General features: G+C 45.0%; 15 protein-coding genes. 2 read left to right on the top strand and 13 right to left on the bottom strand.

Annotation, left to right across the window (positions count from 1 at the left end):
• Positions 1 to 10: 10 nt before the first annotated feature.
• The 11 genes from FW415_RS25495 to FW415_RS02260 form a co-directional block, all read right to left on the bottom strand.
• Positions 11 to 1,183, bottom strand: a complete 1,173-nt coding sequence (locus FW415_RS25495; protein WP_148382687.1) for a glycosyltransferase family 4 protein — start codon at positions 1,181 to 1,183, stop codon at positions 11 to 13.
• Positions 1,180 to 1,470: a hypothetical protein gene (locus tag FW415_RS02305; protein WP_148382686.1), complete on the bottom strand. Its 291-nt coding sequence runs from the start codon at positions 1,468 to 1,470 to the stop codon at positions 1,180 to 1,182. The genes FW415_RS25495 and FW415_RS02305 overlap by 4 nt, the downstream gene beginning before the upstream one ends.
• Positions 1,460 to 2,659, bottom strand: coding sequence for a lipopolysaccharide biosynthesis protein (locus tag FW415_RS02300; RefSeq protein WP_148382685.1), 1,200 nt, complete (start codon positions 2,657 to 2,659; stop codon positions 1,460 to 1,462). The genes FW415_RS02305 and FW415_RS02300 overlap by 11 nt, the downstream gene beginning before the upstream one ends.
• The gene (locus tag FW415_RS02295) at positions 2,647 to 3,594 is read right to left on the bottom strand and encodes a glycosyltransferase family 2 protein (protein ID WP_148382684.1); all 948 of its coding nucleotides are present in this window, start codon (positions 3,592 to 3,594) and stop codon (positions 2,647 to 2,649) included. Before FW415_RS02295 ends, FW415_RS02300 begins: the two co-directional genes overlap by 13 nt.
• Positions 3,595 to 3,615: 21 nt before the next feature.
• A complete protein-coding gene (rfbH, locus tag FW415_RS02290; RefSeq protein ID WP_148382683.1) occupies positions 3,616 to 4,923 on the bottom strand; it encodes a lipopolysaccharide biosynthesis protein RfbH in 1,308 nt (435 codons plus the stop codon).
• A complete protein-coding gene (locus FW415_RS02285; RefSeq protein WP_148382682.1) occupies positions 4,913 to 5,806 on the bottom strand; it encodes an NAD(P)-dependent oxidoreductase in 894 nt (297 codons plus the stop codon). Before FW415_RS02285 ends, rfbH begins: the two co-directional genes overlap by 11 nt.
• The gene (rfbG, locus tag FW415_RS02280; RefSeq protein WP_148382681.1) at positions 5,803 to 6,885 is read right to left on the bottom strand and encodes a CDP-glucose 4,6-dehydratase; all 1,083 of its coding nucleotides are present in this window, start codon (positions 6,883 to 6,885) and stop codon (positions 5,803 to 5,805) included. The genes FW415_RS02285 and rfbG overlap by 4 nt, the downstream gene beginning before the upstream one ends.
• 171 nt (positions 6,886 to 7,056) lie before the next feature.
• Positions 7,057 to 7,659, bottom strand: coding sequence for a glucose-1-phosphate cytidylyltransferase (gene rfbF, locus FW415_RS02275; RefSeq protein WP_305764225.1), 603 nt, complete (start codon positions 7,657 to 7,659; stop codon positions 7,057 to 7,059).
• Between the two features lie 99 nt (positions 7,660 to 7,758).
• On the bottom strand, positions 7,759 to 8,838 hold the full coding sequence (locus FW415_RS02270) for a Wzz/FepE/Etk N-terminal domain-containing protein (protein ID WP_148382680.1): 1,080 nt from the start codon (positions 8,836 to 8,838) through the stop codon (positions 7,759 to 7,761).
• A 34-nt stretch (positions 8,839 to 8,872) separates the two neighbouring features.
• Complete coding sequence (locus tag FW415_RS02265; protein WP_168208631.1) at positions 8,873 to 11,230, bottom strand: SLBB domain-containing protein; 2,358 nt, start codon at positions 11,228 to 11,230, stop codon at positions 8,873 to 8,875.
• A gap of 244 nt (positions 11,231 to 11,474) precedes the next feature.
• Positions 11,475 to 12,755, bottom strand: a complete 1,281-nt coding sequence (locus tag FW415_RS02260) for a nucleotide sugar dehydrogenase (RefSeq protein ID WP_148382678.1) — start codon at positions 12,753 to 12,755, stop codon at positions 11,475 to 11,477.
• Between the two features lie 423 nt (positions 12,756 to 13,178).
• Between FW415_RS02260 and FW415_RS02255 the strand changes: the two genes are divergently transcribed.
• Both FW415_RS02255 and idi read left to right on the top strand, forming a co-directional pair.
• Positions 13,179 to 13,679 (top strand): RNA polymerase sigma factor, encoded by a 501-nt coding sequence (locus FW415_RS02255; RefSeq protein WP_148382677.1) that lies wholly within the window; start codon positions 13,179 to 13,181, stop codon positions 13,677 to 13,679.
• Positions 13,680 to 13,885: 206 nt separating this feature from the next.
• A complete protein-coding gene (idi, locus tag FW415_RS02250; protein ID WP_148382676.1) occupies positions 13,886 to 14,404 on the top strand; it encodes an isopentenyl-diphosphate Delta-isomerase in 519 nt (172 codons plus the stop codon).
• Between the two features lie 4 nt (positions 14,405 to 14,408).
• On the opposite strand, the gene FW415_RS02245 is transcribed toward idi, so the two are convergent.
• Together FW415_RS02245 and FW415_RS02240 are read right to left on the bottom strand one after the other, a co-directional pair.
• Positions 14,409 to 15,122 (bottom strand): hypothetical protein, encoded by a 714-nt coding sequence (locus FW415_RS02245; RefSeq protein WP_148382675.1) that lies wholly within the window; start codon positions 15,120 to 15,122, stop codon positions 14,409 to 14,411.
• A 32-nt stretch (positions 15,123 to 15,154) separates the two neighbouring features.
• The gene (locus FW415_RS02240; RefSeq protein WP_148382674.1) at positions 15,155 to 15,670 is read right to left on the bottom strand and encodes a YdeI/OmpD-associated family protein; all 516 of its coding nucleotides are present in this window, start codon (positions 15,668 to 15,670) and stop codon (positions 15,155 to 15,157) included.
• Positions 15,671 to 15,712: the final 42 nt, after the last annotated feature.

The following is a 15,712-nucleotide window of genomic DNA, read 5'->3' as shown; positions in this document are numbered from 1 at the left end:
AGTTAGTAATTCAATGAGTAGAAAACAATACGTTTTTATAAATATTATAAACGCTTTCGCTATATTTTTCTATGGTGAATTTTTCCAGTATTTCGAGGCGGGCGTTGTGTTTTATTTTTTTTACGAGCCCGCTGTTGTTAAGAAGCAACTTCATTTTTTGGGACAATTCAGCAGGCCCATCGGAATATAACAAGCCGTTGTAATTGTCCCTGATGATTTCCGCAGTACCTGCGTTGTTATACCCGATAACCGGTACATCATTTACCATCGCTTCAATAGTAACCCTACCCATCGCCTCATTGGTTGAACACATGAGAAGGCAATACAGTGATTTGTATACCGGTGTTATATCATCCAAAAATCCGGTGAATTTCACACAATTACTGAGGCCGTTTCGGGATACGAATGTTTTCAGCACATGAATATATTCAGGATCGCCATCCCCAATGATCCACAACTCTGCTTTGTTGTGCATCTCATTAATTTGCTGAAATGCCTGTAAGGCCTCCATTTGATTTTTCTCTTCCCTTATCAGTCCGATAATGGCAAAGATTACTTTGTCGGATATGCGCTGTGTTTCCGGATCAATTGAAGGGGGAGGAATATCGTCGGCGAAGATCACGCCGTTATATATCACGACTTTTGTTTTTACAAGGCTGGAAGCTATCCTTTGCTGATAAATGGCCTCGCTAATCCCAATTATTGCCGAGGATCTGTTTAACCAGCGCTGAAAATACGAGTATCCGAAATTGTAGGTGAATTTATAGTCTTCCCATCCGTATTCCCTGATATGCCAGATGTGCGGCTTTTGTTTCCATCGGGCAAAATATGCACCAATGAGGGTAGCAGAGGAATTCGAATGGATAATGTCGAATCTGTCCAGCTTCCGGGAATGCCTTAGAACCAGCATCCAGTTGTAGAGCAGCTTGAAAATGTTTTTTAGTGTGCCGGTTATTCCCTTTCTTGGATTATATTGAATTTCGTTATAAAAAGGAAGTATCAGGTACGGAATGCTGTTTTTTTTGGCAAACCCTGTTATTTTGCCTTCGGCTGGCGTTACCAGCATTACTTCAGCCAGTTGCGCTTTGAGGAGCCCTTCCGCCAAGTTGATCAATGACTTGTTCGCACCATATAATTCTGTATAGTGCGTAAAAAAAGCTATTCTTTTCTTGGTACTTATCATAGTAACTGTCGTAATGCAGGTTGTTGTATTATCGTCTTTTTAGTAATGTTTGTAATAATTTTATTAGCTGGCGATGCTCCCCCGATATTATCACGCCAATAACTAATGCTATCGCTAAAACAGCGGATTTGAGTAAAAAACTGCCGATAGGATGGTGCAACTGCACAAATTTGTTCAGTAATCCCTCCAAAACAAACACGAAAGCTGCCAGTATCAAGGGGACCTTGAATAGCCCGATGAATACGGACAAACTCCCATCCAGCATTTTGATGAGCATCAAGTAGCATTGTACGAAGTTAATAAAGAATGCGGTGAGCAGACCATAGGCGACACCGTCCAGGCTTTTGGCAATAAAATACCGTACAATATGCCTAACACCATAATTATTGCTGACAATAAACCGGAGATAAACAGCAGCCTAGTATTATTGGCGGCCTGAAAGATGGGGCCTGCACTTGAAAGAACTATCTGGAGGCCAACGCTCCAGGCCAGTATCTCGAAGGGGCGAACCGCCGCGCCCCATTGCGGACCAAAAATGATGGATATTAGTTCTGCTGCCGAAAAATGAAGGAAAACGGAAATAGGAAAACCAACTAGCGCCAGCACCCGTACAATTTTCATATAATTTTCAAGAATCCGCTGTTTATCCTGCTGGAAATCCGAAAAAAAAGGGTGGATAACCGGCGCCAATACGTAGGTGAGATTTTCGACGGGCAGCAGCATCAAGCGGTATGCCTTGTCATAGAAACCCAATAATACTGGGGAAAGGAATTTTCCGATCAGTAATTTATCGAGGTTACGTGAGAAATAGTTGATGAAATTAAAAAGGAACTGATAGGCAGAGTATCTGAATATTTTTCGGATTGCAGGTAATTTGGGGAATAGCTCGAAGGAGAGCGGACTTTTTAGGTAATTGAAGATAAACATAGAAGCAGAAGCGGAAATCGCATATAGAATCAACGCATAGGTTTTAAGCCCTGCATATGCAGCTGCAATACCAATGATGCCGCTTATGATCTGTATCAATAGGGTTCTTAACGCAATAAACCTGAATTTTTTTTCCTTAAGCAGCAGGGCATTTAATACTACGTTGAAGCTGGCAAACAGGATATTTAAGGAAAGCAGCCGACAGATTCTTTCTAGCTCGGGCCGATTGTAAAAATCCGCGATTTTGCCTGATAATAAAAAAAATACAAATGCGAGGGTTATGCCAATGTAAATTGAAAAAGAGAAAATGCTTTGTATTTCTTTTGGGGAAAGCATCTTATTTTGAATAATAGCGGCGCCGATCCCCACCTCACCTAATAGTGTAAAGAACAGGATGAAAACGGTTGCAATGGCGACAATACCAAAATCATCGGGCTTCAGTATCCTTGAGAGGATTCCGGTGATCACTAATTGAACGAATAAGCCGATATATTTTGCTCCTACAGAATATACTACGCCTGTAAGGAATTGCTTTTTTAAGGAAGACATTTTCGCACTATTTTACGTACCATTCGATAAGTAATATAACCTGGAAAGATAATCTTAGTTGGCCAGCTTGTATTTCGGCTCTTTATTATATTTAGTACCACATTGGCGAAAATTAGTTTTCCCTTTGACAGATACATATCATATCTCCAATGTTGCCTAAACAAGAATCTAAGTTCCAGCTTAGATCGCTGAATTGTATTTATACCTTCGAGTTTTTTATAATTATCAAAAATATTCGCGAGTAGTCCATCGTTGCCATAGCCCCAATCCTTATCTTTTTGCGGAGCTGCAGTTACCAACACGGGGTAGTCTGTAAAATGCCATGTTTTCCCATCTAAGCAGCACCTGGAAACAAAATAGATAAACGGATACATATTTTGGACAGCATTTTTTCTGTACGTATCCAGCAGGCCTTCCTGCTTGAATGTCAGGCCGCTTAACTGGTGACCTCTGAATGAATTTTCAAGACAGTTTTCAAATCCTCCTGAATAAACTTGGCTTTTAAGTCCAATGTCACGTCCATCATTGATATGATTCCCCTCCGGGTTGATATTCTGGTATGATGGAATTATGCATGAAATATCCCTGCATACCTTAATCCTTTTAACAAGCTGTACGAGATATTCTTTAGTCAGATAGTCATCATCCCCAAGGTACATTGCATATTCGGAATGTGATTCGCTCAATACAAGCAGCGCATTCGCTTCTAAGCCGATATTCTGTGGCTGGTCGAAAAAAGTAATCTTGATGTCCGGATACATTTCCATGAATATCCTGACTTTTTGTGATGTTGAATCAGGTGAACAATTGTTTGAAATGATTATTTCAACATCGTTATTTAGGTTATTTTCAGTAATAATGGCGCAAAGAATCTCAAGGTTCTTTAATAAGAATTTTTGCCTGTTATAGGTCGGTATCAAAATTGATAATAACATCCTGTTACTTTCTATGGTAAGTTAGAGCGTATGAATATAGATTTTGATCGTTTCCGAAATATAATCGTAATGTTCTTCATTTAATCCCGGCCAGACACCCAGCCAGAATGATCGCTCCATGATAATATCCGTATTGGTAAGATCGCCGACTATTCTTTTCTGTATATTTTTGTATGCAGGTTGTTTTACCAGATTGCCAGCAAACAGTAGCCGTGTGCCTATTTTTTTTTCTTCCAGATGCTGAACAAGAGCGTTCCTATTCAATTTGCTTCCTTCTCTCAGGGTGATCATAAAGCCGAACCAGCTGGGATCGCTGTGCTCAGTTGCCTCATGGAGAATAAAATGTTCTTCAAACTGTTTGAGCTTCTTATAAAGTAATTTGTGATTAGTTTTTCTCCTCTCCACGAAGATATCAGCCTTTTTTAACTGGCTGAGCCCGATGGCCGCCTGCATATCTGTTACTTTAAGATTAAACCCGATATGAGAATATGTGTACTTGTGGTCATAGCCGCAAGGTAGTTCACCTAATTGCCAGTCGAACCGTTTGCCGCAAGTATTGTCTTTACCCGGCTCGCACCAGCAATCACGGCCCCAGTCCCTGAAGCTTTCCACAAATTTCTTTAAAGACGTGTTATTGATAAGCACTGCACCTCCTTCACCCATGGTAATATGATGGGCTGGATAAAATGATACCGTGGCCAGATCTCCAAAAGTGCCAGTTTTTCTTCCTTTATATGTAGCTCCGAGTGAATCGCAATCATCTTCTACTACCCAAAGATTATATTTTTTTGCTACACGCATTACCTCATCGAGATTAAATGGGTTGCCTAATGTGTGAGCAATAAAGATTGCTTTGGTTTTAGGACTAACTGCCTGTTCTATCAATTCTGCCTTGATGTTGTATGTTGGAATATCAACATCCACAAAAACCGGTATGGCCCCAAATTGAATAAGGGGGTTAACGGTTGTCGGGAACCCCGCTGCAACGGTAATCACTTCGTCACCAGGTTGAATGGCCTTGTCACCTAATTTTGGGGAAGTAAGGGCATAAAATGCGACAAGATTTGCGGAAGAACCGGAATTCACAAGCGTAGAGAAGCGTGAACCGAACCATTTTGCAAACTCGCGTTCAAAAAGGGGGCCGAATCTTCCAGTTGTAAGCCATCCGTCCAATACAGCATCTACCCCCAGCAACAGATCATCGCTGCTTAAAATTTTTCCTGTTACAGGTATGTAGTCTTTGCCTGGAGTTATAATTCTATTTACATTCTTCTCTGCGACGCTTTTTAAAGTAGCCGCCAGTTGCATATCTAGGTTCTTAAATTCCATGGACTTTATGGTGTTCTAATAAGTGATAAATTCCTTTGTTAAGATCGAACTTCGGAGCCCATCCTAGGTTCAGGAGGGCTGATATATCGGCAAATGAATCTTCGATTTCGTTTCTTCGCATTGGTAAGGCCCCCCAGTCTAAAATAGTATTGTTCCCTGGTATCATGTTTTTTAGGGTTGTAACAAATTCCCGGATAGAATGGCTCTCTCCGGTACCTATTTCATATTCTGAGAACCCGCGAAACCTTGGTAAATAGTTGAGAATCAAAGCATAGGCTCTGGCCACATCTTCAATGTATACAAAGTCCCTTTTTTGCCAGCCATCAGATAACTCAATGGTCTCTGCATTCTTCAGCAATTCACGAAGTATGTATGTCGTGAATTTTGCCGCTCCATCTTCTGGGCCGTAAACATGTTCCAGTCTGCAGTTCACGACAGGGATGATGCTGCTTTTCGCTTTCAGTATTTCCCGGAACAGGTATTTGGATAATACGTATGCCTGCAAGTAACTTTGAGCCTTTTGTTGTTTCGCAAAAAAGGTGTCTGTATTAATAAATAATCCACAGGAATATTTGATACCATATTCCAGAAGCAGGGTAGGCCACATCAAGTTATCCTGCAATACTTCTGATAACCCCGTTGCGGTTCTGCCATAGTTAGTGGCGCAATGTACCATTGCAGAAAAGGGCGCCTCGGCCTTGAAGAAATTATCATAATCCAGCTCTTCAATAAAAACCAAACTGAGCTGTTGGTCTTTGACCGGCAATCTGCTGATATCAGAGTTTTTACGTAACAGTGCAATTACATGATACTTTTCGGCTAATAAATGCCTGATAAGATGTTTTCCAAGAAAACCGCTGCCACCTGTAATTAGTATCTTCAACTTGTATAGGCTTTAATTTGATCTTTCATAATGTCAAATGCATTCTTTCCATCCAGATAGTCCTTATACCAGTTTATGGTTACTTCGATACTTTTTTCTGCAGAATAGCGAGGAGTCCAGCCTAACATGCCGACGGCCATGCTGATGTCCAGTTTCAGTAAATTTGCTTCATGGTATTGGTGTTTGGGGTTCTCAACCCTCATCTGTCCGCTGCCCCATTGCTTGATTGCGATTTCAACGAGATCCTTCACTGTAAGAGTGTCTTTCGCTTCGGGCCCAAAGTTCCACGCTGCGGCAAACCGGATAGGTTCTTTGGCCATCAATGCAGCCAGTAGAAGATAGCCGAATAGCGGTTCCATTACGTGTTGCCAGGGACGTATAGCTTCCGGGTTTCTTACCGACAATTCCTGTTTTTTGCTAAACGCCCTTATAAGATCAGGGATAATTCTGTTCTCAGCCCAATCGCCGCCACCAATAACATTTCCGGCTCTTGCAGTCGAGATAGATTTTTTATGAGTTACATAGTCAGAAGGATTAAAATAGCTGTTTCTGTATGCCCCGCAAACAATTTCACAGGCGGCTTTGCTTGCGCTATACGGATCATATCCGCCCAGTGGCTCATTTTCCCTGTACGGGTATAGCCATTCCCTGTTTTCGTAAACCTTGTCAGTGGTAATTATCACGGCCGTACAGGGGGTAGACACATCCCGCACTGCATTTAATACATATGCAGTGCCCATTACATTCGTATCAAATGTCTCCAGCGGAATTTCGTACGATTTCCTTACCAGAGGCTGGGCGGCAAGATGAAAAACGAAATCCGGCCGGAAAGAGACTAATTCCTGCTTTAATTTTGCCTCGTCCCGGATGTCGGCGATAACCGAATCACATAACTTATCGCCGTCGATCTGAGAGTAAAGTGCATCTTTTCCCTGCGGGGCCAATGCATATCCTCTAACATTTGCCCCCAACAGGTGTAACCATGCAACCATCCAGGATCCTTTAAAGCCTGTATGACCTGTAACAAATACCCTTTTGCCGGCAAAGGCATTTGTTATAATATCAATCTTTTCTTTCATCTCAAACTATTTTCCAAGGTGCATTTCCCGAGTTCCACAATTCTTCAAGGCCCTGTTTGTCACGAAGAGTGTCCATCGGTCGCCAGAAACCAGTGTGTTTAAAAGCGACCAGTTCGCCATCTTTGGCGAGATTCTCAAGAGGTTCCTTTTCAAAAACTGTGTCGTCGCCCGCTATGTATTTGAAAATTTCTGGTTGGCACACACAAAAAAACCGCCATTGATCCATGCGCCATCTCCTTTGGGTTTTTCAATAAAAGATTCCACTTTCATGTCATCCTTAATATTTAAAGTTCCGAACCGGCCTGACGGTTGTACGGAGGTAACCGTGCAGGTTCTATTATTGCTACGGTGGAATTCCAAGAGCTGGGGAATATCTATATCGCCAACGCCGTCTCCATATGTGAGAAAAAATGACTCGCTACCAATAAATCGCTCAATTCTTTTAATTCTTCCTCCTGTCATGGACGAAATTCCGGTATCCACCAGAGTTACAGTCCAGGGTTCAGCCTGTGAGTCGTGGATACTTAGCGAGTTATTCTTCAGGTCAATGGTCACATCTGATTTATGCAGGAAGTAGTTCGCAAAGTATTCTTTAATGATATATCCTTTGTACCCAAGGCAAATGACAAAATCATTAAATCCATAAGAGGAGTATATTTTCATAATATGCCATAGAATAGGCATACCCCCTATTTCTACCATTGGTTTCGGCCTTAAGGATGTTTCTTCTGATAACCGTGTGCCTAAACCGCCGGCAAGAATTACAACTTTCATATAATAGTTAATTTATACAATTAATAGTCCATCTCGGGAATATTAGTGGTGTTGCATTTTAGCAATACTCGACTCCAGAAGGGCTTTGCATCAAATATTTTATTGACTCATTGTTTCACTATAGATACGCCTGATAAGCAACCAGAGAATAATTAAGAAACCACCGAGGAATCCGCCTATTATCAGTCCTTTCAGTTTCCCTAATTTTTCTTTTTTAAGTGGAAGGATCGGAGTATCTACTATTTGTATGATAGGCGTTTCCTGTGCCATAGCCATTTTGCTCAGCTCAAGGTTTTTCATTACCTCGGCATACATCGTCTGCAACACCATTTTATCTCTGGATGCGAGTTCTATATTTACTCCGGCCACACTTCGCGCAGGATTTAAATTCATATCCTGGGACGCGGCAACGGATAAAGTCTTTCGATTAAGCAGAAACGTGATGGAATCAAGTTTTTCTTGCAGCTTATCTACAGTGATCTTTGACCTTTGGGTTTTGGTTTGTACATAAAAATCTATCGCTTCTTTCACCAGACGTTCAATAAAAAGCTTTGAAAAATGCTGGTCTTTTGAGATGCATTGTACGGAAATAAAACTTAGTTTCTTGTCCGGTTTAACAACGGTTAGGTTTTTCTTGAGAAGAGTTGTATAAATTACATTCAGAACACTATCTTGCTTAAGGGTGAAGTTATTCCTGTTCTCTGTAAGCGGGTAGCGTATGTTTTTAAGGGAGGAATCTTTTTCCCAAGCCTCGGCCAACCCGCTTATGTCTAAATAATAATCGGCAAGACTTTCAACTTTATTTTGTCCGATCATTGGAGATAACAGGGCTTTTTCTATCATTAGCCGCGATTTTAGAAACTCGAGTATATTATCACCACTGAAAATTCCATTCCCGGATGCTCCGCCCAGATCTATCCCGAATTGACTTGCCAGACCAGCGTATGCCCCTAAAGTATTAGCTTTGCTGTCTTCCAGTACAAAAGTCAGTTCTGCTGTATAATCCGGTTTTTTAATAAACGAATATGTAAGCCCTAAACTTCCCCCTAAAATGCCAAAGATTAGTATAGTAAGCCATTTTCTTCTTAAATATTTTAGCCATTCCTGAATTTTCAGAATGAGATCCTTTAACGATATCTCATCTTCTTGCTTAAAGGAAACAGGTTTTGTTGACTCCATGGGATGCTATATAATTTTTCACCTTAAAAGGCGGTTAGTTAGTCCTGTCCAGAATCGTAAAAATAATCAAGGCTATGGAAGCAATACCAGTGGACAGACCCACAATCTCCTGTCCGGACAGTCCTTTGCGCTCGCTTTTCTTCGGTACATAAATCTCCGCCCCCGGCTTCACCTTAGGATAACTATTAAAAAACAAAACCTTCCGCGTACTCTTCACCTCCCCATTCGCATACACCACATAACTCCTCCTCTTCAACGCCCCATTCGTAAAACCCCCAGCCCCACGAATATAATCCCTAAAATCAATCCTCCTGTCAAACCGCACCTTCTTCGGAAAATAGATCTCCCCAAATAACTGTACCGTCTGTAATTTCTTGGGAATCCTGATCACATCTCCTTCCTCCAGGTACAGATCAAACTTCGACCCTGGATGTTTAACGATCTCCTCCAGGTTAATGCCAAGCAGCTGATCTTTACGCGAAATCGTGTTCTGGACTTTATAAATATCCGCACTATCCTGCAACTTATTATAATACACCTGCAATTTACTCTCCAGCAGCGCACTATCCGAAGAATTCGCAAATGTCCTCCGCAAAAGCACGGCCCCCTCGGAATATGCCTCTGGCCTCAATCCCCCCGCTCTTTTCATCAGGTCAGATATCCGCTCTCTTTTGGAATTGATGGTATAAGCCCCCGGATACACCACCTCCCCGTCAATAGAAACAGTCGCCTGCTCCACATAAGTAGGGGATTTCCGTATCACCACCTCATCAAACGGCTGCAAGGCAAACCCGGCTAAGGGACTCAAATCAGCCGCAATATCAAATTGCGCCACGATAGCTACAGCAGAATCAGTCGGATTATAGGCTTTCCCGCGGATACGCCTCGCTACCTCCACTCTTTTCAGGGAGGCCGCATCGCGAAGGCCCCCGGCCATCAGGATCAGGTCTTCCACATGCAGGGAATCCGCATACGTAAAATACCCCGGGGAATTCACCTGTCCACTGATCTTCACCTGGTAATCTTCCCGCAGCTCCAGCTTGGAATAGATCACCACACTGTCTTCCCGGTTGAGGGCCACGGTTTGTTTGCCGGACAGTACATCATCCAGGCTAAAACTGGTCCCGGCAGGGGTGTAGTCCTCATTCAGCCGGAAGATGATCGCGCGGCCCAGGGAGGCCTCTTCCTTCACCCCATCGGCTTTTTTGATCAGGTCGGCTACGGTCATATTGCTTTCCAGCGCATATTCTCCGGGATGGAACACTGCCCCCGAGATCATCACGCGGTTGGAGAAGCGGTTCAGTACCGCGTCCACGAAATATTTATCGCCGGAGCGTGGCTGGAATGCCGCCACTTCATCCGCCGAAATATTCACCACCTCCCGTTCCTTATTATTGATACGGTAAGCCCTGATCACATCTTTAAAAGAAATATCCGTGTACCCGCCGGCAACATTGATCACATCCTGCAGCGTTTCGCCGTCTTTGACCTCGAATATAGCGGGACGTTTAACTTCCCCGGTCAGTTCCACCCGTGTTTTGTAGGGATTCACCTTTACGATGTCCTGGTCCTGCAGTACAATGTTATTGGTCAGATCACCGTCCCGCAGGAAATCATACAGGTCAAAATGCGCGACCGGCTGCCCGTTGCGGATCACCTGGATATCGCGGAAGGAGCCGTTTTCATCAGGCCCACCTGATACGTATAATGCATTGGCCACTGTAGCCAGGGAGGGCACAGTATAAGAACCCGGCCGCACTACTTCCCCGATCAGTAATACCCGGATGCTCCGGATATTGCCCAGGGACACTTGCACGAAAGTGTTACCGGATTTGATGCCGCCATAGATGGAGGTAAGCTGCTGGGTGATGCGGGTGGTGGCCGCATCCATTGTCAGCCCGTTAACGTACACCGGACCGAGATAGGGGATGCGCACATGTCCTTCGGGGGAAACCTTCAATTTATGCTGTACTTCGGAGTATCCATATACATCTATCACTACTTCGTCACCCGGCGCCAGCTGATAGTTGGGCGGGGTGGCCATGCGGAGGTTAGGCTCGAAAGTGAGATTTTTATTGCTGAAAAGCTCTGCCCCGAATATTTTCGCCCTTTTTCTTTCCGCTTCGGTCATCGGTTCTATATCCCGGGCGGATATGGTGGTGCCGTCACTCACGGAACGGTCGGCCTGTTCCTGTTCCACGACCTGCGGCTGGCCATTTCCGGTCAGTTCTTTATCCAGGTTAAGCATTTTGATCCGGTCTTTCAGCTTGATGACTTCCGATTGGGGAATGCTTTTCTGTTGGGCATAACTGTCTATCTGATCAAACGATATCTTGTTCCGCTTCATCTCCGCCACCATCTGGCGTACCTGCTCATCCGACAGATTTTCCACCTTCATTTGCTGTATCTGGGTCGGAGAGGGTATCTGGGCAAACGCACACAAACCTGCCAGCAAGAAAATTTGGACCAATATTAATTTCTTCATGCAGTATTCAGATATAAAGCTTTTCTCGGATTAATTGAATGTTGGCCGTTATTCGCAAATCCCCTGCCATATCCGGGGTTCACGAAAAAGGATCGGCAAATTTATTAAAAATAACATATAAATGTTAGCCAATTGAAAATCAGTGGGCATTTTACAGCCTTCCGTCCACCATTTCCCGGTCTAAAAATGATTTTGTATCGAATATTACCGCATTTTTCCCGTTCGTGATCTTCGAAAAGTCCATTTCCAGGAACTCCTTATGGGAAACCGCCAGTATCACGGCATCATAGCCGGTTTCCGGCGGATCGCACAGCCCGATGCCGTATTCCTTTTCCACGATCTCCCGGGAGGCGTGCGGGTCGTACACATCTACACAAACACCGAACTGCACCAGCTCTTTATAAATATCCACCACCCTTGAATTCCGTACATCCGGACAATTCTCCTTGAACGTCACCCCCAGGATCAGCGCTTTGGAGCCATCGATCTTATGCCCCTTTTTTATCATGAGCTTCACCACCTTATTGGCAACAAACATGCCCATATTGTCGTTCACCCGCCTGCCGGATAGGATCACCTGGGGGTGGTAACCCAGGGATTCGGCTTTATGGGCCAGGTAATAAGGGTCAACGCCGATGCAATGACCGCCTACCAGTCCGGGTTTATATTTGAGAAAATTCCATTTGGTCCCCGCCGCCTCGATCACATCCGTGGTATCGATACCGATCCGGTCAAATATCAATGCCAGCTCATTCACAAAACTGATATTGACATCCCGCTGCGCGTTCTCGATGGCCTTGGATGCCTCCGCTACTTTGATGCTCGGCGCCTTATGGGTGCCCGCGGTGATGATGCTGCCGTACAGGGCATCCACCTGGTCCGCGATCCCGGGGGTGGAGCCGGAGGTCACTTTCTTTATTTTGGTGAGGGTATTGACCTTGTCGCCCGGGTTGATCCTTTCCGGGGAATAACCGCAAAAGAAATCTTTGTTGAATTGCAGTCCGGATGCCTTTTCCAGCACCGGAACACAATCTTCTTCCGTACAGCCGGGATATACGGTGGATTCATAAATAACGATATCACCGGTTTTGAGCACACTACCCAGCATCTCCGTGGCTTTCAGGAGCGGCTTCAGGTCCGGGGCTTTGAACTGGTCTATCGGCGTGGGAACGGTAACGATGTAGATATTGCACTGCCGGAGATCCTCCGGGTTGGCGGAAAATTTCAGTCCTTTATCCGGTGCCGGCTGCATGACGGATAGCAGCGCTTCGGTGTCTGCTTCCATCGTATGATCTTCTCCGCCGGATAGTTCGGCAATGCGGTGGGTGTTGATGTCAAAGCCAAGGGTAGGGAATTTTTTAGCGAACTCAATGGCCAGGGGCAGACCTACGTAGCCCAGGCCAATGATTGCAATGTTGTGATTCGGTTTCATTATCGGGATTTGGTTACTGAGATCAGGTGACGGGATTATTTGTTAACGCCATCCGGGTAAGCTGAAATGCTTTGTCCGTCTGCTGAACCGGCAAATTTATCAAAAAACGGAGAGAATTTTTTCAAAACCCCCAATCCACCCCGGCACTTTCTCCGTAAATAATTATGCCGTTCTCCCACGGCTTTGCTATATACACCATAAATCACATTTGTTTTAAATAATATGAATGAATAGTTAAACATAAAATACCCCTGTTGACCGTCCTGAGCAAATTATCAAAAAATACTCCATTCAAAACACTAATCATTGATTATTAAATTATTAATCATCCGTATCCTGTGCCCGCAAACGGAAAAATAACGCGGAAATTGTTTGGAGTAACGCTTTTTTTTGTTTAAATTGAAATAACAAAAATTAAACAATATGTCATCCGCTGAATTTAACACCCTATTGCTCAGCAATGCTGACTTTCTAAGACCTTTCGCCATTACGTTGACCAAAGACGCCGAATCGGCAAAAGATCTTTACCAGGAAACCATGTTCAGAGCCCTCTCCAACCAGGAGAAGTATCTCGCCGGAACCAATATCCGCGCCTGGCTCTACACCATCATGCGCAACATCTTCATTAACAACTACCGGCGAAAAGCCAAACAACACCTCTGCTTCGATAACACCTCCAACGATTTCCTCCTCAATTCCCAGCAGGTTATCATCGGAAATCAGGCGGAAAGCGTATTGAGGATCAAAGACATTCAGACTTCCGTGCACAAATTGCCCGTTATATTTAAAAAACCTTTTGTACTGTATCTCGACGGATTCAAGTACTTCGAAATAGCCGATATCCTGGAAGAACCACTCGGAACCATCAAAAGCCGTATCCACTTCGCCCGTAAAATGCTAAAGGCCCAGGTGGCCCGCTTTTAACCCGATTTTCTTCTAACCCGACTCTCCCTCCAGATAAAATATCTTTTTCATGCTTCGGTGAATGACCCGCCCGGTGATGACCTTGTTGTGCCTGGTGTGCCGTACGGCAACCACATATCACCGACAAAAGCGTCATGTCCCCCGGTACACCGTCCCCACTGCTGTTATTTCGCAGTATTCTGCCGTAAATTGTTATTTTTATCGCTATGTTACTACCGCCCGTCATACTGGTCAATGAACAGGACGAACCTGTCGGAACTATGGAAAAACTGGAAGCCCACCAGAAAGGTCTGCTCCACCGCGCCTTTTCCGTGTTCATCACCAACGCCAAAGGTGAACTGCTGCTCCAGCAGCGCGCGCTGGACAAATACCACTCCGGCGGACTGTGGACCAATACCTGCTGCAGCCACCCCCTCCCGGATGAGGACGTTCTCACCGCGGCTCACCGCCGCCTCATGGAAGAAATGGGATTCGACTGCGATCTGGAAGAGATATTCAGCTTCACCTACCGCGCGGAATTCGACAATGGCCTCACCGAGCACGAATTCGATCATGTGCTGATCGGTCAGTATGATGGCCCCGTGCAGCCAGACAGCAGCGAGGTGATGAACTATAAGTTTGCCTCTCCCGATGAGGTCCGCCGCCTGCTGCTCACCGCCCCCGAAACCTTCACACACTGGTTCCATATCGCTTTCCCGAAGATTGCGGTGTATATTGAGCAGTAAAAAATCAGGGATGCCGGTACCTTTCCACCGCCTGCCGGATAAACACCAACAGATCATACTGCGATGACCCGCTCACAAACGCATAACCCGGCCTGTTACGCAGCATAAAATGCTGCAGGCTGTCCCCGTCCAGCCCCGTAAGCCTGGCCACCAGCTCCGGCGTGAAATGCTGGTCCACATACCGGTCCTGCTCATCATTGATCAATCTTTCCTTGAATACATCCGCTTTTTTATTGCTTTTGAAAGAGACGGCTTTGTATAACTGATGAATATTGATGCCGATACCCATAGGAATGACCTTCACCACCTCCCCGAATTTCGGCCGCCGGAAATCGAACCCCTTCCGGAATTCCTCCCGCCGCTCCAGCGAATCTTTCAGATAGTTGCGTTTGATGATCTCCACGCCCTGCAGATCAGTCACCAAAGGGCGCAGATATAATGACTGCGGCACGAGCGCAGCGCGCAGGGCCAATGTAACATAACCGATAGCACGGAAAAGAACGGTATCCGGATCATTTGCCGGGATCGAATAAAAACCGTCATTGCCGGAAATGGTGATCGCTTTTGTGTTGATGTTTTGAATGGAAACACCGGCCAGCGGGAGGGAATCGCGCCCGAGTATCCGTCCCTGCAGAACGGATTGTGCCTGTGCGGAGAGAGACAACAGGCAGATCGTGCATATGAAGGATAGTACCTTGCGCATGGTGTATGCGGACAAGATATCCTGTTTTTTACTAAGGAAAAGTTAAACTAGTACCTATCCTTCTCCGCCTTCATCGCCCGTATCATCTCCCCGAAATTCATGCTCTTTTCCATCGCATTGATCGTCTGTGCGATCCGCTTTGCGCGGGTGCCTTCGGTTTTTGCGCTGTCTATCCAGTTACTGAAATAACGCTGATGCCCCGGCGCCAGGCTTTTGAAAAAGGCCAGCGCTTTCGGCTCGTCTTCCATACAGGCCATGAACTCCTCATTCAGCTTGAAACCTGCGTCATCAACTTCCAGCTGCACTTTCAGCGAAGCGCCCTGCCGCTTGCCGATGCCCTTGCGCATCGTGGCATTGACGGGCATGATAAAATCGCCTTCGCCAATGGGCATAAGCGCTACCTGCTCAATGGCATATTCATCCAGCCGGCCTTTTACGCGGAAGGATTTTTTATTCCCGGGTTTGAGCTTGCCGGCAATGTCTGCAGGTATGTCGATGTAGGTCCATCCGGTCTTTTCGCCCTGGTCTGCATACTTTTTCAGGATAGCGGTGAACTTGATCATAGCGTGTGGTTTGGGGGGATAAAATTAAGAAAAATCAAAAAG

The sequence above is a fragment of the Chitinophaga sp. XS-30 genome (assembly GCF_008086345.1).
Classification (GTDB): domain Bacteria; phylum Bacteroidota; class Bacteroidia; order Chitinophagales; family Chitinophagaceae; genus Chitinophaga.
This window is presented reverse-complemented; position numbering and strand designations above follow the sequence as displayed.